21 protein-coding genes and 4 pseudogenes are annotated in these 20,138 nt (G+C 71.1%); 19 read left to right on the top strand and 6 right to left on the bottom strand.

Features of this window, described 5'->3' with window-relative positions:
- Positions 1-565: 565 nt before the first annotated feature.
- The 9 genes from TR46_RS42935 to TR46_RS36000 all read left to right on the top strand — a co-directional run bounded on the left by TR46_RS42935 (position 566) and on the right by TR46_RS36000 (position 8,228).
- Positions 566-715, top strand: a complete 150-nt coding sequence (locus tag TR46_RS42935; protein WP_161790266.1) for a hypothetical protein — start codon at positions 566-568, stop codon at positions 713-715.
- Between the two features lie 402 nt (positions 716-1,117).
- Entirely contained in the window at positions 1,118-1,531 is a 414-nt protein-coding gene (locus TR46_RS35965; RefSeq protein ID WP_236655682.1) for a hypothetical protein, read from the top strand.
- Between the two features lie 81 nt (positions 1,532-1,612).
- Positions 1,613-2,299, top strand: a complete 687-nt coding sequence (locus tag TR46_RS35970; RefSeq protein WP_042410942.1) for a response regulator transcription factor — start codon at positions 1,613-1,615, stop codon at positions 2,297-2,299.
- A 7-nt stretch (positions 2,300-2,306) separates the two neighbouring features.
- Positions 2,307-3,692 carry a sensor histidine kinase gene (locus tag TR46_RS35975; RefSeq protein WP_042410920.1) on the top strand — a complete coding sequence of 462 codons (1,386 nt, stop codon included), beginning with the start codon at positions 2,307-2,309 and terminating at the stop codon, positions 3,690-3,692.
- A gap of 656 nt (positions 3,693-4,348) precedes the next feature.
- The gene (locus TR46_RS35980; protein WP_042410922.1) at positions 4,349-5,299 is read left to right on the top strand and encodes an FAD:protein FMN transferase; all 951 of its coding nucleotides are present in this window, start codon (positions 4,349-4,351) and stop codon (positions 5,297-5,299) included.
- A complete protein-coding gene (locus TR46_RS35985; protein ID WP_236655683.1) occupies positions 5,296-6,018 on the top strand; it encodes a ferric reductase-like transmembrane domain-containing protein in 723 nt (240 codons plus the stop codon). Before TR46_RS35980 ends, TR46_RS35985 begins: the two co-directional genes overlap by 4 nt.
- Entirely contained in the window at positions 6,015-7,349 is a 1,335-nt protein-coding gene (locus tag TR46_RS35990; protein ID WP_084719233.1) for an NADH-ubiquinone oxidoreductase-F iron-sulfur binding region domain-containing protein, read from the top strand. The genes TR46_RS35985 and TR46_RS35990 overlap by 4 nt, the downstream gene beginning before the upstream one ends.
- The gene (locus TR46_RS35995) at positions 7,346-7,564 is read left to right on the top strand and encodes a ferredoxin (RefSeq protein WP_042410923.1); all 219 of its coding nucleotides are present in this window, start codon (positions 7,346-7,348) and stop codon (positions 7,562-7,564) included. Before TR46_RS35990 ends, TR46_RS35995 begins: the two co-directional genes overlap by 4 nt.
- 250 nt (positions 7,565-7,814) lie before the next feature.
- Positions 7,815-8,228, top strand: a complete 414-nt coding sequence (locus tag TR46_RS36000; protein ID WP_042410925.1) for a hypothetical protein — start codon at positions 7,815-7,817, stop codon at positions 8,226-8,228.
- Here TR46_RS36000 and TR46_RS40455 read toward each other — a convergent pair.
- Together TR46_RS40455 and TR46_RS36005 are read right to left on the bottom strand one after the other, a co-directional pair.
- Positions 8,161-8,909 (bottom strand): annotated as a pseudogene (locus TR46_RS40455) (4Fe-4S cluster-binding domain-containing protein). The gene TR46_RS36000 and the pseudogene TR46_RS40455 overlap by 68 nt on opposite strands.
- 41 nt (positions 8,910-8,950) lie before the next feature.
- Positions 8,951-9,778: pseudogene (locus TR46_RS36005) on the bottom strand (pyruvate formate lyase family protein); the annotation flags it as partial.
- Between the two features lie 153 nt (positions 9,779-9,931).
- On the opposite strand from TR46_RS36005, the gene TR46_RS36010 reads away from it, so the two are divergent.
- From TR46_RS36010 to TR46_RS36035, 7 genes and pseudogenes are all read left to right on the top strand, one after another.
- Positions 9,932-10,543, top strand: a complete 612-nt coding sequence (locus tag TR46_RS36010; protein ID WP_042410927.1) for a hypothetical protein — start codon at positions 9,932-9,934, stop codon at positions 10,541-10,543.
- Positions 10,544-10,933: 390 nt separating this feature from the next.
- Positions 10,934-11,458 carry a hypothetical protein gene (locus tag TR46_RS36015; RefSeq protein ID WP_152626903.1) on the top strand — a complete coding sequence of 175 codons (525 nt, stop codon included), beginning with the start codon at positions 10,934-10,936 and terminating at the stop codon, positions 11,456-11,458.
- 286 nt (positions 11,459-11,744) lie between these two features.
- Entirely contained in the window at positions 11,745-11,972 is a 228-nt protein-coding gene (locus tag TR46_RS42940; protein ID WP_161790267.1) for a hypothetical protein, read from the top strand.
- Positions 11,973-12,057: 85 nt separating this feature from the next.
- Positions 12,058-12,864 (top strand): annotated as a pseudogene (locus TR46_RS36025) (FAD-dependent monooxygenase); the annotation flags it as partial.
- Positions 12,865-12,929: 65 nt separating this feature from the next.
- Positions 12,930-13,133, top strand: a pseudogene (locus tag TR46_RS44905) (acetoacetate--CoA ligase); the annotation flags it as partial.
- 110 nt (positions 13,134-13,243) lie between these two features.
- Complete coding sequence (locus tag TR46_RS36030; RefSeq protein WP_042410932.1) at positions 13,244-13,819, top strand: PadR family transcriptional regulator; 576 nt, start codon at positions 13,244-13,246, stop codon at positions 13,817-13,819.
- A gap of 2 nt (positions 13,820-13,821) precedes the next feature.
- Complete coding sequence (locus TR46_RS36035) at positions 13,822-14,802, top strand: NADPH:quinone reductase (protein WP_042410933.1); 981 nt, start codon at positions 13,822-13,824, stop codon at positions 14,800-14,802.
- Positions 14,803-14,916: 114 nt separating this feature from the next.
- Here TR46_RS36035 and TR46_RS36040 read toward each other — a convergent pair whose 3' ends face one another.
- From TR46_RS36040 to TR46_RS36055, 4 genes are all read right to left on the bottom strand, one after another.
- Complete coding sequence (locus TR46_RS36040) at positions 14,917-16,110, bottom strand: MAB_1171c family putative transporter (RefSeq protein ID WP_042410935.1); 1,194 nt, start codon at positions 16,108-16,110, stop codon at positions 14,917-14,919.
- A complete protein-coding gene (locus tag TR46_RS36045) occupies positions 16,103-16,639 on the bottom strand; it encodes a hypothetical protein (protein WP_052433409.1) in 537 nt (178 codons plus the stop codon). The genes TR46_RS36040 and TR46_RS36045 overlap by 8 nt, the downstream gene beginning before the upstream one ends.
- A gap of 49 nt (positions 16,640-16,688) precedes the next feature.
- The gene (locus tag TR46_RS36050) at positions 16,689-17,147 is read right to left on the bottom strand and encodes a helix-turn-helix transcriptional regulator (RefSeq protein WP_042410937.1); all 459 of its coding nucleotides are present in this window, start codon (positions 17,145-17,147) and stop codon (positions 16,689-16,691) included.
- A gap of 117 nt (positions 17,148-17,264) precedes the next feature.
- Positions 17,265-17,654: a hypothetical protein gene (locus tag TR46_RS36055; protein WP_152626905.1), complete on the bottom strand. Its 390-nt coding sequence runs from the start codon at positions 17,652-17,654 to the stop codon at positions 17,265-17,267.
- Between the two features lie 587 nt (positions 17,655-18,241).
- On the opposite strand from TR46_RS36055, the gene TR46_RS36060 reads away from it, so the two are divergent.
- From TR46_RS36060 to TR46_RS38645, 3 genes are all read left to right on the top strand, one after another.
- The gene (locus TR46_RS36060; RefSeq protein WP_052433410.1) at positions 18,242-18,580 is read left to right on the top strand and encodes a hypothetical protein; all 339 of its coding nucleotides are present in this window, start codon (positions 18,242-18,244) and stop codon (positions 18,578-18,580) included.
- 43 nt (positions 18,581-18,623) lie between these two features.
- Entirely contained in the window at positions 18,624-18,833 is a 210-nt protein-coding gene (locus TR46_RS36065) for a hypothetical protein (RefSeq protein WP_042410940.1), read from the top strand.
- Positions 18,834-18,951: 118 nt separating this feature from the next.
- Positions 18,952-19,806, top strand: coding sequence for a hypothetical protein (locus TR46_RS38645; RefSeq protein ID WP_052433411.1), 855 nt, complete (start codon positions 18,952-18,954; stop codon positions 19,804-19,806).
- Positions 19,807-20,138: the final 332 nt, after the last annotated feature.

The following is a 20,138-nucleotide window of genomic DNA, read 5'->3' on the forward strand; positions in this document are numbered from 1 at the left end:
AACAGCAGTTCTACCCGCCCCAGGCCACCAAGACGAACCCCACCCCAACCCCGCCAGGACACAGTGGTAGAAGTGGAACCGGCGCTCTCCGGATGAGGCAGCGCGGCCCCGGTCGCAGCTGCCGGCAGCCGCCGAGGAGCAGGCGTCGCTAATCGTCGGCAGTCACTTGGCCCGTGCGTGCGGCGCGGCGATGAGGTCGGCGCCGGTGGCCGCGGCCGGTCTCAGCGGTGCGACCCTGAGGGGTTGCCCACCGCGACGACATCCGCCACGCACGCGCCCGCCACGACGCGAAGGGCCCCGCGTGGCGGCGGTCCGGCACCGGTGTCCTTCAGTCCCACCCGAACCTGGCCGAGCGCCGGCCGTGCGAGGCGCCGGCATCCGCGTCGCAGCTGCGATAGACGATGGTAGAAGAAGGATCGGTTGCCGTCGCATGGCGATCCCCTCCTCGCGGGGACGGGACAGGCTGGTCAACCCATTGTCGGTCCTGTGTGCGCTCATTCCTTCCCATCCACGCCGACCACCGCTCACTCGTGTCCACCACACCGCCGACGGCATCCGCCTGCACGTGGCGGGATCCGGCACCGGACCCATCGACCTGACGGTCGATCACGTCTTGGCCGGCAGCGGCTACCGCATCGTCCTCGAGGCCGCCCCCACCTACCTCGACCCCGCCCTGCGCACCGCCCTCACCCGCACCCTGCCGGCCCACCACTGACCCAGCCCGCCAGCCGAGACCGGGGACCTCTGTCCAGAGGTCGTGCAGCGGGCGGCTCCCTCTTCGGCCTCCACGGCGAGCGGTTCATCCGCGATGCGCTTGTGCCCGGGAACGGCGCTGACCTGCCGTCTGTTCCTAGCCGATCAGCCCCAGCAGCGCGCTACCTGCCCGGCGCCGTCGGCATCCCCTCTTGCGTCGTGTTGGAACCTTCGGCTTAATGTTGTGTACACGTCACTAGTCGGAGAGCCTCGCAAGCGCCCTTGACCACTGGGGCTGGGGATGCGACTCGGGCCGCACTGTGTCCGAATCCGGCAAAGCCGGCCACGGTCAAATGAACATTGCCGCGATGGGAGATTCATCATGTTTTGGTCAGGTCTTGCCCGTTCCTTACCGGTACGTGCCGTGGCCGCGGCCCTGTGCCTGGCCGTGGCCTGGATCCACGTCCAGGACCAGGGCGGTTTCCCCGGCGACAAGACCCCGACCTACGTCGGGATCGGCTACTACGCACTTGAGGCGGCCGCAGTCCTGTGCGCCGTGCTGCTGCTGGTGGTGCACCTGCCGCGGTTCCAGCCGTTGACCTGGTTCCTGACCGCGGGGGTCGCACTGGGTCCGCTTGCGGGGTTCGTCCTCTCACGCGGCCCCGGGCTGCCGGACTACAGCGACGACAAGGGCAACTGGACCGAGCCGCTGGGTTTGATCAGCGTCGCCGTCGAGGTCGTCCTCCTGGCATCGGCCGCGCTGGCGCTGGCCTCCGCCCGCATCACAGCCACCGTCCCGGCCCAGGAGCGCGAGGCCGCGCAGGTCGCGGCGAAATAGTCCGTACCTGAAACGACCCGCCCCGACGGGGTCGCGGCCCGCCCAGCGCTTCCCGACCCGGCGGTGGCCTACGCTGACGGCATGCAGGAGCTGAGTCCGGACAGCGGTGCGGTGCGGGTGCTGGTGGTCGAGGACGACCAGGGCATCGCCCGCTCGCTGGTGCGCGGCCTGGAGCGGGCCGGGTACGCGGCGCAGTGCGTGGAGACCGGGCAGGCCGCGCTGGCGGCCGAACCGGTGCCGGACCTGGTGCTGCTGGACCTGGGTCTGCCGGACGTCGACGGCGTCGAGGTCTGCCGGATGCTGCGGCGCCGCTCCGATGTGGCGGTCATCGTGGTCACCGCCCGCGGCGAGGAGGGCGACCGGGTCGCCGCACTGGACCAGGGCGCGGACGACTACCTGGTCAAGCCGTTCGGACTGGCCGAACTGCTGGCCAGGATCCGGGCGGTGCTGCGCCGTACCCGCCCCACCGCCCCCGAACTGCTCCAGCACAGCGGCCTGGTCGTCGACCCGCGCACCCGCAAGGTCACCGTGGACGGCGCCGAGATCGCGCTGACCGCGAAGGAGTTCGACATCCTGGAGTGCCTGGCCGTGGACCCCGGCCGGGTGGTGACCCGTCAGGAGATCCTGGAGCGGGCCTGGGACGCGCACTGGTACGGACCCAGCAAGGTCCTGGACGTCCACATGGCTGCGCTGCGCCGCAAGCTCGGTCGCCCGGGGCTGGTGGAGACCGTGTACGGCCGCGGCTTCCGACTGGCCGAACCCGGCTGAGCCCACGGTGAACCGACGCATCGCACTCAGCGTGCTGGCCCTGGTCGCGGTACTGCTGGTGGGGGCCGTGCTCCCGCTGGGGTGGCTGCTCGGCGAACGCGAGCAGACCTCCTTCCGGGCCTCTGCCGAAGCCACCGGACGCACCATCGCCTCAACGGCCGAAGAGCACCTGTCGGACCACAAGCCGGCCACCCCGATGCTGCAGGTTCTGGACCGCGCCCAGGACGACGGTGACTGCGCCGCTGTCTACGGCACCACCGGCCAGGTGCTCGCCAGGACCTCCTGTGACACCGCCACCAGTGCCGAGGCGACCACCTTGGTGAACGCAGTCCTAGCCGAGAACGAGCCCCGGACCCGGCAGAGCGGTGACCTGCTCACGGTGGCGACACCGATCGGGGACGCCGAGGATCCGGTGGGCGTGGCGGTGCTCACCCGCTCGCTGGATCCGCTGCACGACCGGCTCGCGGCCGTACGGGGTTGGCTGACGTTGATCGGGGTCGCCGGGCTGCTGGCCGGCGCGCTTGTGTCGATCGGACTGGCCCGCTGGGTGAGTCGCCCGCTGCACGAGGTGGACAGCGCTGCCCAGCGGCTGGGCGAGGGCAGCCTGGAGGTCCGCGCCCCGGCCGAGAGCGGCCCCCCGGAGGTGCGCCGACTGGCGGCGACATTCAACACCATGGCGGCGCGCACCGAGGCACTGGTCCACGGCCACCGCACGGTGATCGCCGACGTGTCGCACCAACTGCGCACCCCGCTGGCCGCCCTACGACTGCGCCTGGATCTGCTGGCCGGGGACGTCGACAGCGAGGCGGCGTTGGAGTTGGTGGGCGCACAGGAGGAGATCGCCCGACTGTCACGGCTGGTGGACGGCCTGCTCGCGGTGGCCCGGGCCGAGGGCGCGGTCCCCCGGCCGGTTCCGGTGCGCGTGGACGAGGTGGTCAGCGAGCGGTTGGCCGCCTGGGAGCCGGTGGCCGGCGAACGGCGGGTACACCTCAGCGCCCGCTGTCCGCGGGGCCTGGAGGCCTTCCTGGGGGCGGAGGTCCTGGAGCAGGTGTTGGACAACCTGGTCGCCAACGCGTTGGACGCGGCCCGTGAAGGCGGCCAGGTCCAGGTGGTGGCCGGCTCCGAGGGCGACACGGTACGCGTGGCGGTGGTCGACAACGGTCCGGGCATGTCCGCGTCGGCCCAAGCTGCGGCATTCCGCCGCTTCGGCAACCCCGACGCCCGGGGAACCGGGTTGGGACTGGCCATCGTCCACCGCCTGGTCACCTCCAACGGCGGCACGACCCGGCTGCAGGACACCCCAGGGGGCGGCCTGACCGTCGTCCTGATCCTGCCCTCGACCCGCCTGGCCAAGCGCACCGACCCGGGCACCTCACCCGAGGGCGTCGACTGACGCCCCGCCGCTGCCTCAGCGGCGATGTTCCGGCTCCCAGCTGCGGCTTTTTCGGTCTTTGCAGGTTGTGAAGACTTTCTGAACCGGTTGCCGACCACACGCCCGGCACTGTGGAATCCGGGCGTCCGTCAGGGGCGCCCGCCCGGTTCCCGTGCCCCGGGAGGGTGCTGGTCCCGGGTCGTCGATCAGCGAGGAGCCCCGATGGCGCACCACGGTCACGTCCCCGGCGGACACGCGATACGGCGCCGCGACCGTGGTCGGCGGCGCGTGCAGCTGACCACGGTGGCGATCGCCACCGCTGCCGCCGCCGGCTCGATCGTCCTGAGCACCGGCTACGCCCGCACCTTGCCGGGAAAGAGCTCCCCACCCGCTCCGGCGCCCACCATCACCCCTGGCCCCAGTCACCACCCGGCCACTGCCGCCGCACCAAGCAGCACAAAGCCCGCACCCAGTCACCACCCGGCCGCCGCCGCGGCACCAGGCAGCGCAAAGCCCGCACCCAGTCGCCGCGCCGCCTCCAGGATCCCGGCCAGCAGGAACACACCGGCCGCCGCCGCACAGCCGCGAAGCGCTGCGCCGAGTCTGACGCCGCCCTCGCAGCCCCCCACCGCCGTTGCACAACCCACCCAGGCGCCGCCGACGAAGTCGGGGGGCTCATGACCGACGCCGCGGTGGACCTGGGCCAGGTCGCCTTCCGCGCCCTGGGCACGACCGCCGAGCTGCTGGTCACCCAGCCGGCCGCGCTGGCAATTTGTCGGCGGGTCCTGGAGGAGGAGCTGGCCGCCATCGACCTGGCCTGCAGCCGCTTCCGGACCGACTCGGAACTGTCGCTGGCCAACGCGGCCCACGGCCGGCCGGTCACCGTCAGCCCCCTGTTCGCCCAGGCCCTGGACGTCGCCCTGCACGCCGCGCAGGCCAGCGACGGGCTGGTCGACCCGACCATCGGCCCGGCGCTGCGCGCCCTGGGCTACGACCGCACCTTCGCCAGTATCCGCCCCGAGCAGGTCGCCTCGACTGTGCCGGTCCCGGCCGCCGGCTGGCGCTCCATTCGCTGGAACCCACTGCAGCGCCGACTGCAACTACCGCCGTGGGCCGGCCTGGACCTGGGCGCCACCGCGAAGGCCCTGGCCGCCGACCGGGCCGCAGCGCGCGCCGCGCGGACCGCCGGCTGCGGTGTGCTGGTCAACCTCGGCGGGGACCTGTCCACCGCCGGCCCCGCCCCCGGCGACGGCTGGCAGGTCGCCATCGCGGACGACCACGCCGCCGCACCCACCGGCACCGAACCGGTCGTCGCCCTCCGCGGCGGCGCCCTGGCCACCTCCGGCACCACCGTGCGCGCCTGGCGGCTCGGCGGACGCGTGGTGCACCACATCGTGGAGCCCTCCACCGGCGATACGCCGGCACCCGTCTGGCGCACCGTCAGCGTCACCGCAGCTACCTGCGTGGACGCGAACACCGCCAGCACCGCCGCGGTGTTGCTCGGCGAAGCGGCCCCCGCCTGGCTGCGTGAGCGGGCTCTGCCCGCACGGCTGGTGCGCACCGATGGCGGCGTGGTCACCACCTGCGGCTGGCCCGAGGAACCACTCCCCCAAGGAGGCGCTGCGTGAACACCGCGACTCTCCAGTTGGCCGCAGGCCCCAGCCCGCTGTGGTACGCCACCCGGGCCGGTGGCACCGTCGCCCTGGTGCTGCTGACCGCCACCGTGGTCCTGGGCATCGCGTCCGGGGGCCAGTACGCGCCGAAGCGCATCGCCCGCTTCGAGATCGCCGCCTTGCACCGCAACCTCTCGCTGCTCACCCTGGCCTTCCTGGTCCTGCACATCGTCACTGCGATCGCCGACACCTTCGTCCACCTGACCTGGTGGGACGCGGTCCTCCCGTTCGCCTCCTCCTACCGCACGCTGTGGCTGGGGCTGGGCACCCTGGCCTTCGACCTGCTGCTCGCGGTTCTGGCCACCAGCGCGATCCGGCTGCGGCTGGGAGTGAGGCGCTGGAAGGCCGTGCACTGGCTGTCCTACGCCTGCTGGCCGCTGGCCCTGTTCCACGGCGCGGGCACCGGTACCGACACCAAGCTCCCCCTGCAGCTGCTGCTCACCGCCGCCTGCACCGCGGCGGTTGTCGCAGCCGTGTGGTGGCGCCTGTACCGCGCCGGACCCGAGCACCGCACCGCCCGAATCTGGGGAGGCGTGGCCGCCCTGGTGCTCCCGATGCTGCTGGTGGCCTTCCTCGCCAACGGTCCGCTCCGGGCGGGCTGGGCCCAACGCGCGGACGCCGTTACCACCGTCCCGGCAAGTCCAGCGGCCGACCGACTCGGAGGTCCCCGATGACTCTGCAATCCGAGGCTTCGGCCACGCACTCCGCCGCCCCGCAGCCACCTGGCGGGCGTTTGCTGAGCGGTTGGTTCGCCACCGGTGTGCCGGCCGATCTGGACCAGCACCTGCTCCGATACGGACCGGCACCGCTGCCCGGCAGCAAAGAAACAGTTACCGCCCTGATAACAGCCGCTGAGGAGGCCGGACTGACCGGACGCGGCGGCGCATCCTTCCCCACCGGCCGGAAACTGCGCACCGTCGCACGCGCCCGCGGCACCGCTGTGGTGGTGGCCAACGGCATGGAGAGCGAACCGGCCAGCCTCAAGGACGAGGTGCTGCTCCATGTGGCCCCGCACCTGGTCCTGGACGGAGCCCAACTCGCCGCGGCCGCCGTGGGCGCCGACGTCATCCACCTGTGCCTGCCCCGCACCCGTGCCGCCCAGCGCAGCACCCTGGCCTTGGCCGCGGCCGAGCGCCGACGCGAGCACCTGGACCGGATCCCGGTCCAGGTGCATGCCCTGCCCCACCACTACGTCTCCAGCGAGGAGACCTCCCTGGTCAACTGGATCAACACCGGCAACGCCCGCCCGCTGGCCACCCCTCCGCGCCCGTTCGAGAAGGGTGTCGAAGGCCGGCCCACGCTCATCGACAATGTCGAGACCCTCGCCCACCTTGCCCTGATCGCCCGTTACGGAGCCGCCTGGTTCCGCACCGCCGGCACCCCCGACGCGCCGGGCACGGTCCTGGTCACCGCATCAGGAGCGGTGCACACCCCCGGCGTCTACGAGATGCCCCTGGGCACCCCCGTCGGCCGCATCCTCGACACCGCCGGAGGCGCCATCGCACCGATCGGCGCCGTCCTGGTCGGCGGATTCTTCGGTAGCTGGCTTCCCATCGAGCAGGCGGTACGGACCGCGTTCAGCAAGTCCGGGCTGGCAGCCGCCGGAGCCGGGCCAGGGGCCGGCGTGATCGCCGCACTGCCGCACGCCGCCTGCGGTCTGGCCGAGACCGCCCGGATCCTGGGTTACCTCGCCGCCCAGAGCGCCCGCCAGTGCGGGCCCTGCCAGTTCGGGCTGCCCGCCGTCGCCGAGGACTTCGCCCAACTCGCCTGGGGAGGCCTGGACCGCACCGGGTTCGACCGGCTGCACAGGCGCATCGGCCTGCTTCCCGGACGGGGCGCCTGCCGCCACCCCGACGGCGCCGCCCGGCTGGCAGCCACCGCGCTGCAGACCTTCACCGACGACGTGCGCCAGCACTTCCACCGGGGACCGTGCCCCGCCGCCGGCACCCACGGCACGCTCACGGTCCCCACTGCGCCGGGGCCGCTGCAGGAGGGATGGCAGTGAGCGCGGCCAAGCGCCTGAGTATCGACCGGATCGCCTGTGCCGGGCGCGGGGTGTGCGCCGAACTGTTCCCCGAACGGGTCGACCTGGACGAATGGGGCTACCCGGTCATCCCCGATCCCACCGTCCCCGAGCACCTGCTGGGCCACGCCCGGCGCGCCGTGGCCGGCTGCCCCGTCCTGGCCCTGCGCCTGGACCCGGCACCGCCCGAACGCTGAGGCAGCCGGCTCCTCGCGCTCCGAGCGACGCGCCGGACGCAGGTGACGATGCTTCGAGGGGAGTACGGGAGCGGGGTCGGGCACGGCTACGGTAGTGGTGACCGGCGGTGGGCCGTGTCCCGTGCGTGAGCCGTCAGCGACGGTGTCCTCGGGTTGACGAGTACGACAAGGAGTGAACGCGGTGGCTACGAGAGTACAGAGCCCACGGCGGATCGATGGTCTGCGTCGGGCCAGTCTGGCCCTGTGCCTCATGCTGATCGTCGAGCTCGCTCTCGGCATCGGGGTGAACCTGTTCGTGAACGTGCCGGCCTCGTACCAGGGCGGGATGGGCAAGGGCTTCGCTGACGCGCTCACCAAGGGGCCGGCGGCGCTCGCGGTTCACGCCGGGATCGGCCTGCTGCTGATCCTCGCCGCGATCGGGCTACTGGTGCAGGCGATCCTGGCACGCCACACACTGATGATCGCCAGCGCGGCCGTCGCGCTGCTCACGATCGTGGGCGCGGCCAACAGCGGTGCCTCGTTCGTGGGCAGCGGCAAGAACGCAGATTCCATGGTGATGGCGATGCTCACCGTGGTCGCGTTGCTCTGCGGTGTCCTCAACCTGTACGTGCTCGGCCGCCCGGGCGTCGCCGGCGCCCTCGAGTCGCCGACCCCGACACCGTGAACCCCGTAGGGCTCACCCCCCGGGGACGATTCCCTTCGACTCGGTAGGCCCGCAGGCCGTGATCGCGGAACTGGGCGCGCACCCGCTCGACCAGGTCTGCTGAGGGAGTGGGGGTGTCGGCCAGCGGGAAGGGGATGCCCAGCGCCTCGTACTTGGGAGCGCCCAGTTTGTGGAAGGGCAGGATGTCCACCCGCTCCACATTGCGGAGTCCGGCCACGAAAGCGGCCAGGCCGTCGATGGCCTCCCGGTCGTCGGTCCACCCCGGCACCAGGACGTAGCGGATCCAGGTCGGCTTGCCGAGCCGGTCCAGTCGGGTCGCGAAGTCCAGGGTGGGGGTCAGCCGGCGGCTGGTCAGACTGCGGTAGGTGCCGGGTCGAAGCTCTTGATGTCGAGCAGCACCAGGTCGGTGTCGGCCAGTAGTCGGTCGTCGGCGGCAGCGCCCAGGAAGCCCGAGGTGTCCAGGGCGGTTTGCAGGCCGAGGTCCTTGCAGCGGCACTACCTCGGCGGTGAAGGCGTGCTATCAGTTTCTTAACCTCGTCGACCGCGGTGGGCGTGCCGTCGCGCATGTGCCAGGTGTCGGGGTTGGCGCAGTACAGGCACCGCAGCGGACAGCCTGGCAGGAACAGCACGAACCGGGTCCCGGGACCGTCCACGCCGGTGGACAGGTCCCAAGGAGGGCATCCGGCCGGTGGTCCCCGTGGTCGCGGTCCGGGCGGTCGTGCTCACAGCGCACCGTGGAAGGTGCGGCTGATGACGTCGAGCTGCTGCTCACGGGTGAGCCGGACGAAGTTGACGGCGTATCCGGAGACCCGGATGGTCAGGTCGGCGTAGTCCTCCGAGTGCTCCATGGCGTCCTGCAGCGTGGCCCGGTCGAGGACGTTCACGTTGAGGTGGAGACCGCCGGAAGCGGTGTAGCCGTCGAGTATCCCCACCAGGTGGCCGACCCGCTCGGCCGGGTCGTGGCCCAGCCCCTCGGGGGTGACCGTGGAGGTCAGCGAGATGCCGTCGCGGGCCTGGCCGTAGGGGATCTTGGCGACCGACAGTGCGGAGGCAGCCATCCCGTGGCGGTCCCGGCCGTTCATCGGGTTGGCGCCGGGAGCGAGCGGCGCTCCGGCGCGGCGGCCGTCGGGGGTGTTGCCGGTGTGCTTGCCGTAGACCACGTTGGAGGTGATGGTGAGCACCGACTGGGTGTGCACCGCGCCGCGGTAGGTAGGGTGGCGGCGGACCTGGGCGTTGACGTAGACGCCGGCGAGCCACTGCAGCGTGCGGTCGTAGGCGGCGTACAGCTCGTCGTAGTCCAGGTACTCGGCGGTGATAGGGGCGGTGGCGGGTGCCACCTGGACGCCGCTGACCTCGTCGCGGCCGCCGTTGATGGCGTACAGCAGTGCTTTGGCCAGGTTCACCCGGGCTCCGAAGAACTGCATCTGCTTGCCGACGGTCATCGCCGAGACCCAGCAGGCGATGGCGGTGTCGTCGCCGGTGACCGGACGCGTCAGCTCGTCCGACTCCTACTGGATCGAAGAGGTGTCGATGGACACCTGCGCGCAGAAGCGCAGCACCCGGTCCGATCACGGAAACTGCCCGGCCCTGGTCCTGCGGCTGGATCCCGCACCATACCCGAACCGCTGACGGCGCCTCTGAACTGTTTCTTAGTCACCGATTGGGCACACTGCTGACCGTCTCCCAGCATCGAGGTGCACCACATGACCGTGACCGCCGGCCACCGGCTGACCCCACCGGCAGAGCAGACCGGCCCCGAGGGCAACGAGCGGCTGACGGCGGCCACCGGCGCCGTCCTGCTGGCGCTGTTCGCCGCCGAGGGCGTCACCATCCTCTTCCTCAACCGGTTGCTGACCTGGCACTACGCCATCGGCTTCCTACTGGTCGGCCCCGTGTTGCTGAAGCTGGGCTCCACCTGCTACCGCTTCGCCCGCTACTACACCGGCTCCCCCGCCTACCGCCGCAAGGGGCCGCCGGTGCCGCTGCTGCGGATACTCGGACCAGTCGTGGTCCTGACCAGCGTCGCCGTCCTGGGCACCGGAATCGCCTTGGCGTTTACCGGCCACAACTTCGGCGGCGTGCCGGTGCTGTTCCTGCACAAGGCCAGCTTCGTGTGCTGGGCCGCGGTGATGACCGTGCACGTCCTCGCCTACATCTGGCGCCTGCCCCGCCTGATCGGTGCCGACCTGCGCAGGCAGCGCCCCGGAGAACCCGGCGACGCCGCCGTGCGCTGGTCCCTGCTGGCGCTCTCGCTGGGCGCGGGAGTCATCATCGCCCTGGCCGCCACCCCCCTGGTCTCACGCTGGACCCACTGAACCGCCGCGCCGCCAGGGGCACTTGATCTTAGGAACACCTGAACCACTTCTACGCCGCTTGTGAACCGGCAGGCCACCACACTGGAAGCGGGTAGACACGACCCGGCCAGGGCACCGGTATCTCGGTGCCCTGGTCCCCCGCAGCTCAGGCGGGTGAGCGACCACGACCAGCGAGCGCACCCGAGTACACGACCAGGCGCTGGCCCGCAGGCTTGCGGCCGCCTGGACGCCTACTCCCGGCGGATCCTGGGTTGGAAGGCCTCGACGAGCAAGCGGACCAGTCTGGTCCTCGATGTCGACGACCAGGCCTTGTGGCAACGCGGATACCACCCGAACCGGGTCTGTGCCGTGAACGGGGGAAGTCCCTGACTCCTCCGCTCGGCGTTGCGCGTGGAACACGACATGGCCGGGGTCCGGAAGGCACTGCGCTTGCTGAACGAGCGGCGCACCGAGGAGCTTGCGGCCGCTCTCTTCCACGAGCTGGCGCGTCTCCTCGGCCCCAACTACAGCGGCGAGCGTGACCTGCAGGCCCTGCTGATCCTGCCGGCCAATCCGCTGGAAGCTCTCGCCAGCGCATGGCCTGACGAGTTCCTCGACGACGTCGAGAACGAGCTCAACGAGTACTGGGGCCTGTTCCACATGCTGCAAGCACAGGATGAGGATCTGCGCGGCGTGAGCCGCGACTGGCTGCTGGAACTTGAGGACGGGGTCAGGCCGGGGATTACGGATTCGTATGGGAAACGTGACCCCGCACCGCCGCACCGGGCAGCCTGGTCCTGCCGCTCGATGCAGGGCCGGCCCAAGCGGCGGCACGGCCAGAGGGAACGACAAGCCGCCCCGGCAAGGGGCACCAACGACGGGAGAAACACACCCATGCTTCGCACCGTCAAGGGCCCGCACTGCCCAGATGCCTGACCGGCCGACGGCTACCGCTCGTCGCCCGCAGCGAGTGCCGGCGCAAGCGAAGTCCGACCCGAACCGCAAGGCACGAAAAGCGTTCGGCCGAGTCGCAGGCGCAGTAGTCGTCGGGGCAATTGGCGCCGCGGCCATTGGCGCCGCCCTGATCATCCGGCAGGACCCGGCGACCTCGAATGCGGCATGGTGCGCGTGGGTTTCAGCGTGCTCACGTTGGTCGGCGGCCGGTATCCATGGTGAAGATCGCCCTAGCGAGGCGGATGCCGCCATCGAGGAAGACCGCTTGGTGGCAGTGGAAACGCAAGCCGCCAGCCAGACCAGTGACAAGACGCTCAAGGCCGCATTTCAGCAGGCCGCCGCAGACCACACCGGGCTGGCGGCCGCCTACCGGGGGGAGAGCGCCGGCGCCACCGACATCTCCGGGTACAACACCGCCGTCTCCGAGTACGACCACTACTTCGGGGCAACGAACCACGACGACGTTCAGATCCAGGCGCTCTGCGACAAGCAGTAGGCAGCGGGTCGGCGCGGTGGGTGCCGTCCGGGCAGCGGGGCTACCAGGGATGACTCCACACCCCTAGTCTGGGACCGGCTTTGACGAGTTCGAGGTGATCCGGCAGACCCAGTACACCTTCCGGGCCCGCCTAGCCGACCAGTGGCGGCAGGACCGGATCTTCCTGCTCGGCGACGCCGCCCACCAGACCCCGCCCTTCATCGGCCAGGGCCTGTGCGCGGGACTCCGCGACGCCTACAACCTCTCCTGGAAGCTGGCCCACGTCCCCGCCGACGGTGCCGACGAACGACTGCTCGACAGCTATGAGGGCGAACGCAGGCCGCATGCCCGGCACTTGATCCGGCTCGCGGTCGCCATGGGCTGGGCAATGACCGGCGGCCAGGACCAGGCCGCCACCGTCCGCCGCGCCGTACTCGGCGCGGCCTACCGCGTTCCCGGCCTCACTGCCTTCTTCGCCGGCAACCTCAACCCCGCGCTCGCCGCCGGGCCGCTGGTCCACCGTGACCCGCTCGCCGGCAACCGCCTGGTCGGCAGCACCTGTCCGCAGCCCTACGTCATGGTCGACGGCTGCCGCATGCTGCTCGACGACGCGCTCGGCGACTCCTTCGCCCTGCTGACTGCCGCTCCGCCCACGCCCGCGGTCCGGGCCGTAGCCGATGGCCTCGGTGCGCGCGTGGTCCACGTCCGCGGCGGCCCGGCCGATGTCCACCCAGGGGATGCCGTCGTCGCGGACGACGGCACGCTCGCGGCCTGGCTGCGCCGCGGCCGCGCCCTGGCGGTCCTGTTGCGGCCCGACCGTGTCGTGCTGGACACCGTGTCGAAAAGCGGTGGCCTCGGCCGCACGACGGCCTGGGCGCCGTTGCTCACCGCCCCAGCGCGCCCACGGCCATAGCCCTGTCCCTCCCAGCCAACCTGGCGCAACCGTTTCCCCTCTCACCCGTTGAGGAGCAGATCGCGATGACCACCCCACCCGGCGCCGCGCAGCCCCAGCCCTTCTGGGCACCCGATCCCGCTACAGCTGACGGCAGCCGCATCGCCGAGTTCACCCGCTGGCTGGGCCGGACCCGTGGGATCAGCGCGCCTGACTACGCCGCCCTGCACCACTGGTCGGTCACCGACCTGGAAGGCTTCTGGAGCGCGGTCTGGGAGTTCTTCGACGTCCGGTCGGCTGGAGGAGGCCGGCCACGTTCGCCCCGACGGCATGGCCGCCGTCCCGGCCTGGATCACATCGAAACGATGCACACATCGTTTCGATGTGGCAAGCTGGGATCATGCTGGAACTCGCGATACTCGGCTTCCTCGCCGAAGGCCCCCTGCCCGGTCACGAGCTGCGCCGCCGCATCACGAACCTGACCGGCTACAGCCGTCCGGTCAGCGACGGCACCCTCTACCCGGCGATCAGCCGGATGACGAAGGCCGGGCTCATCGAACGACGCCCCGCGCCCGAGTCGGGCGGCGGCCGGTACGTGCTGAACCTGACCGCAGCAGGACGCGAGGACATGCTGCTGCGGCTGCGGGCCCCGGCCGAGCACGAAGTCACCGACTTCTCCCGCTGGTTCACGATCCTGGCATTCCTCTCGCTGCTGCCCGACAGCGCCGAGCAGCACGCCGTGCTGCGCCGCCGCCTGGACTTCCTGGAGGCTCCCGCCAGCTTCTTCTACGACGGCGACACACCGTTGCGCGCCGAGCAGGTCACCGACGCTTACCGACGCGGCATGCTGCTCACCGCCCACGCCACCAGCCGCGCCGAACGCGCCTGGCTCCACGAGGTCCTGGACGGCGACGGCATCCGAGCGGACGACGAACAGCCCCACCCCCAGACCCGCACCCGTGATCGGAAGGACTGAACATGCTCGCGTCCTGGTACGACCAGCAGGGGCCGGCCGCCCAAGTACTCCAAGTCGGTGAGCTGCCCGACCCCGCCCCCGGCCCCGGTGAGCTCCGCGTACGCGTCACCGTCTCCGGTGCCAACCCCGGCGACACCAAGAAGCGGCGCGGCTGGACCGGCTCGGCCATGCCCTATCCGAGGGTGGTCCCGCACAGCGACGCCGCCGGCGTCGTCGACGCCGTCGGCGACGGCGTCGACGCGCGCCGCATCGGGCAGCGCGTTTGGGTGTACGGCGCCCAGTCCTACCGCCCCTTCGGTACCGCCGCCCAGTACACCGTTGTCCCCGGCGACCTCGCCGTCCCACTGCCCGACCACCTGTCCGACGACCTCGGCGCGTCCCTGGGCATCCCCGGCATCACCGCGCACCGCACCGTCTTCGCCGACGGCCCCGTCGACGGCACGCTCGTACTGGTCAACGGCGTCCTGGGCGGGGTCGGCTCACTGGCCGCCCAGCTCGCCCGCTGGGGCGGGGCCACGGTCATCGGCACCGTCCGACGCGGCCCCGAACTGGACAGGATCGATCCAGCGGTCGTATCTCACGCCGTCGCCCTCGACTCAGGCGACCCGGCCGCCGAGATCCGCGCCCACGCACCCGGCGGCGTCAACCGGATCATCGAGGTCGCTCTGTCCGACAACGCCGACCTGGACGACGCCGTCGCCGCGAACGGCGCGGTCATCGCCGCGTACGCCACCCGCGACGAGCGCACCGAGATCCCGTTTTGGACCCTGCTGTTCAACAACGTCACCCTGCGCCTGCTCGGCAGCGACGACTTCCCGGCCGAGGCCAGACGCCAGGCCGCCCGCGACCTCACCGCCGCGGCCGCCGCCGGTGCCCTCACCGTCGATGTCGGCGACCGCTTCCCGCTCGCCGACATCGCCAAGGCCCACGACCGCGTCGACGCCGGCGGCCGCGGCCGCGTACTGATCGACATCCCCCGGTAGGGAAATTCTGGCGGGACCCCCTCCTCTCCCCGCAGCCGAGCGTGAGAGTACTGCGCTCAGGGTGATGTTCGTCGGTCGAACGAGGCGAGTGGACCCCTCACCGGTCGCACTGGGTCAGCGGGCGCGCCGGGATCTTCCGGGCGAAGCGGCGGGCGGCGATGCCGGGATGTCCGGCCTCGCGCGGAGGAACGCTCGGGTGACCTGGCCCAGCCATGCGGCCTCCGCCTCCACCGTGCCCGGTACCGGGCTGAGGCCGGAGGTGGCCCCGGGGGCGGGGGTGCGGCGGCGACCGTGACGGTGGTTCTCCAGCGCCGCGGCCAGAGCCTCGGCCTCCCGTTCCGCGTCGTTGGGCGCCCCGACGGCGGGGGCGGCCGGGGCGGCGTAGGGGCGTAGTGCGAGCTGGGCGTCCCGGATCTCGATGATGCGTCGGTAGAGGGCGAACTCGGCCTGCCACAGCGGGAGTCTGCCGCTCTGATCGGCCAGCGGCAGGGCGATCTCGGGGAGCTGCGCATGCAGCGCCGACCACAGCGGCTCAAGGTCCCGGTGGCTGCGGTACGCACGGAGCCAGCGCAGGGGTGCGGCCAACGTGGTGCTCCACAGCGTCACGGTCGCTGCGGCGACGGCCAGGGAGACGCAGATGGTGCCGAGGGCGTTGGAGAGCGTGTCCTCGCCCCCGTCCTGGGTACCCTGTGCCAGGACGCCGACCATGTCGTCGAGCGACCAGAGTGTCCACAGGATCCCGACGGCGACCGCGGCGAGCGCCAGGAGGAGCCCGACTCGCAGCAGGCCTCGCCCCGCCGAGCGCAGGTGGCGGACGAGGACGTGGCCGAGCACGGCCAGGCAATAGAGGGCATAGCCAGTGAACAGCGCGTCGTCGCCCGCCATCAGCAGCCGCCCGGCGCTGGCGTGCAACACTGCCGTGCCGTTGTTCCAGGCGGGATGGGCCGTCAACAGGATTGCGGCGGAAGCCAGTTGGACGGCCCACGCGACGACCCGGTGACGCCGCACCCGGTGCCGGACCGGCGTGCCGGGTTCGGCGGACAGGGAAAGCGCGAACAGCAGCAGAAAGCTCAGCGACGCCGTCTTCAGCGCGTCGCCGACCAGGACGGCCGCCGTCTGCGTTACCAGCGGGGCGAGGGCGGTCAGGTTCGCCGGGGCGAGGACGACCAGCGAGGCCCCCATGCACAACGCGAACCCGCACAGCTGCCCGTGCGCCGGGTCGACTCCTGCCTTCGGAGCCGTCACGATGCGGCGTGCACCGAAACCGAGCAGGATCGTGGCGGCGAGGAGGGCGGTCGCCTCAACCACGTGCCACCCACCGGTGCGGGGCGCTGAGCAGTGTGGCCAGCCGGGATCCCTCGGGCGCCGCGGAGGCCGCCGTGAGGTTGTCCTCCCTGGCGGCCCGGCAGCGGATGAGGGAGGCGACCAGTTCCGCCTCGTGCTCCTGGGGTTCGGTGTACACGGTTCTTCCCAGCACCCGTTCGACCAGCGAGGGCGGGAGGTTGGGCAGCAGGATGCGCGCGGTGGCGGAGAGCAAGGGCTGCGCCTCGTGGTGACCGCAGATGAGGTGTGCCGCCTCGTGCAGCAGGATGTGCTGCTGGTGCAGCGCTGTGGTGTCTGCCGCGTAGACGATGCAGTCGGCCCGGTCGGTGGTCACCAGCAGGCCGCACGGCGTGTCGGTCCGGCCGGCCACGGGCACCAGGTCGATGGGCCTGCCCCGTTCGGCTGCGAGCGTGGCGATGAAGGTGAACGCGTCGAAGGGACGTGGCAGCGACAGGGCCCGGACCCTGCGCCGGTGCCGCTGTGTCAGCGCTCCACGGCGCCGATCGGTCCACACCTGCGGTACCTCTTCCGCTCTTTCTGCGTGCGTGGTGGCTCGGTGCGCGTCAACTCTGCGTGCCGTGCCCGGCGGTCCCCTGCTCCCTGCGCGCGAGGACGTCGATGATGTCGCTGATGGTGCTCACGCCTTCCGGGGAGAGGTTCACCGCGCGCAAGGCGACACTGCGCACCCGGGCGTCGCGCAGCGCCCCGAGCAGCTCCAACTCCCTCGCGATGGCCGTGCCCTGGTCGTCGTCGAAGAAGTACGCGACGGGCACGTGAAAGAAGCCGGCAAGCGCTTCCAGATGACGCTTGGTCGGATTGTCCCGTCGGCCCGTTCGCAGCTGCCACAGGTACGTGGCGGAGAACGACTCACCGCTGGCCTCGCGGCAGGCTCGCGCGACCTCCTCGTGACTGTAGGGGTCGTGGTCGGGCCGACGTACGACGCGGAAGAGTGCGTCGATCTTCTCGGCCAGGGTCGACGCCTGCAGATGCTGCTCCGCCCCGGACTCGCGCTGACCGGCCATCCGATGTGTCCCCCTCTCCTCGCTCATTCATCCTAGCTGAGGCGTTCGTTCCGGCTGGAGGGAAGGGCGTACGGCAGGCACTGCGCTCGTGGCGCGCGCCGCCCTTGCGGGCCGGGCTCAGCCGAACAGCACCTGATACGTGACCGCGCAGGCGACCAGATAGACCGCCACTCCAAGGAGCAGCATGTACCACGGCGACCTGCGCTGACGCACGGCACACATAGCGCCCAGCAGTGCGACGAGAGTTGCTGCCACGAGCCCGAGCCACGGCAGCCCCAGCAGGATCAGCCACACCCTCGCGCCGCAGACCGGAGCGGAGCCGCCGGTACCGCCGGTGCCGCAGCTGTCCCCCGCGAAGAGCATCGCGAAGGAGAAGAGCAGATCGGCCAGGACACCGGCCACCGTGAACACCACCAGGGCCACCACGAACCCGACCGGCAGGCGGGGCGGTCGCGCGGTGCCGGACCCCGGTGGCAATCCCTGCCCATATGAATGGAATGAAGCCATATATTCATGTTAGCTTACGTAGACGACTAGGGAGGGCATCACCATGGGGGACGGAAACGCGCAGGTCGTCCTGCGCCCGAGCGTGGGCAACCGCAGAACGGTGCTCACGCTTGCTGAAGGACGGCAGGAGCATCCCGGTCCACGCGCTCACCTCGGGCACCGAGACACAACTCGAAGAACAGGCCGACCGGCTGGAGCGCTCGCTGGATCTGCGCACCAGCTGAGATGGACAACGAGCGAGACATGACCGAGCAGAACGATGTCCCCGTCCCTCCGCCAGGACCGCGCCGAGGTCCCCTGCTCCTCCTGCGCAACCCCGCCGTCGCCGGGGCCCTCGGCCTCCTCCTGGGGCTGGCCGCGGCCGGTCTACCCGCTTTGGCCGCCGGTCACAGCGGCTCCGCTTTCGGCAGGGCCGGCAGCGGCAGCCTCCACATGCCCGCCGACCTGGACGGGTTCACCTCCTTCCCCGACATGAGCGCGCCCAGGCCGTCAACGCGTACCAGCAGGCATCGGCGAAGCGGCATGCCGTCGAGGACGTCCGCAGCGGACAGCGGCTGTCCGCCGACTACGGCGGCGCGGCGGCGGCGGTGCGCTCCTATGCCGACAAGACGGAAGAGAACTTCTTCGATCTGCGGGCAGTCCGCAGCGACTCGCCGGAGCCGTACGTTCCTTACGAGGATCCGGCCGACACCGGCAGCGCCGTACCGTACGACCAGTTGCTGGCCTACGGGCACGTCTCCTGCGTCGTGATCAACGCATTCACGGCCGCCGGGAGAAAACCCGCCCCGGACAGCGTGACCACGTCCTACTGCCAGCGCAGCGCAGACGGCCTGACCGTCCAACTCCGCATGCACGGCGGGCCCCTGATCCACCACCCGGACCAGGTCGCGGTACTGGTCGACCAGGCATGGAGCGACCTGTCCTGACCGGAAGCGCGCCCCGGCGGCATCCGCAAGAGGAAGGAAGGGCATGGCGAGGAAGAGAGTCGAGTACGCCGCCGACAAGGGCGCGTTCCTCACGCTGAACGAGATCGCGGCCTGGGTCCAGGACGCGATGCGCTCGAGTGCGTCGGGTGACGAGGTCGTCCAAGCGCGGGCGTCGTTCAGCGGGCGGCTGCAGAGGATCGCCGTACCGGTGGAGAACGCGCCGCTCAGGAAGGACGAGGACGCGGCGCCGTGACACTCCGAAACCGCCGAGGCCCAGCACCGACGGACAGGCGGAACGGCCCGCTGAAATCTCCTCGGTCGAGCGCCGTTCGCGATCGTGGCCGCCCAGAGCACCTCAGGAGGAGCACAGGATGACCACAGTGCGACTGGCCTCCATACGACTGACGGGGGAAATCGTCACCTTCGGGTGCATGCTGGCCCTCCTGACGGCGATCGTGCTCATTGAGACCGGCACCGCCGGTCCCGGCACATGCATGCTGATCGCGGCCGCGATCGTCACAGTCACGGCCATGGCCGTCCCCCACGCCTTCTGGCTCCAGGCAGACGCGAACGGTCTCACCATGACGCGGCTGCTCGTCCGCCGCACCTACCCGTGGCGGGCCGTCCAAGGACTCGCCATGAAGTTCGACGAGGAGTCCGAAACCGGCACCCACCGGGTCACCCTCCGCCTACGCCTCACCGACCCCCAGGGACTGTACTGGGGCCCGCTCCTGGGCAAGCTCACGACCACCGACGACGACCTCCCGCGCGGCACCGAACCCCGCGCTCTCGCCGATCTCTTCGCCCTGTTCGGCCGGCACGGCCTGCCAGTCGACAAGCCGGCGTTCGCCAACGCCGTCCTCTCCGCGCACGGGCTCCCCCCTCTCCCTCCCCAACTCGCCAGGCTTGTGCCGACCGGCCCGGTTCCCACGCCCCAACAGGCCTACGCCGGCGCCCCGAGCATCGAGGACGAGCGCCGCAAGCTCCTCTCCAAGCGCCGAGTCATCCCAGCGGGCCCGCCCCGCAAGCAGCGCGAATACCTGCTGCGCTACGCCGCGATGTCCGACCGGGCATCGCTCCAGACCCACGACGCACGCCTTGAGGACAGCACTCGAGCTCTTTTCGCGGCACACCAACTGGCGAAACACGACCGGGTCGTGGCCGACAGCGACCCTCGTGGATATGTCCGTCAGCAGTACCTGATCTGGCACAGCAGCAGGCCGTAGACATGTACGAGCACATGGACGCGGGGAAGGCTTTCGGAGCCGTCAGTTGGTACTCCGTCGTCGGTCAGGCAGCCGGGCCGGTCGAATAGCGCCATTGCGTCGCTTACCGTTCGATGTGATCCGGACCGCCCGTCTCGGCACCGGAGTGCGCAGGATATGCAGCTTGTCACACGGCTATTCCGAACCCTGTGGCCGTATGTCCGGTTTGACTGCTCTGTGATTGTACCGTGGTCATCCTGTGGTTACCGCGCGTAAGGAAATTCGCGGCGCATTCCAAAAGCATCGGATCCCTTTCGAGCAGGTAATTGAACAGATCACCGGCGGTTCACTAG

It is taken from the genome of Streptacidiphilus carbonis, from assembly GCF_000787775.1.
In the GTDB taxonomy this organism is placed as follows: Bacteria; Actinomycetota; Actinomycetes; order Streptomycetales; family Streptomycetaceae; genus Streptacidiphilus; species Streptacidiphilus carbonis.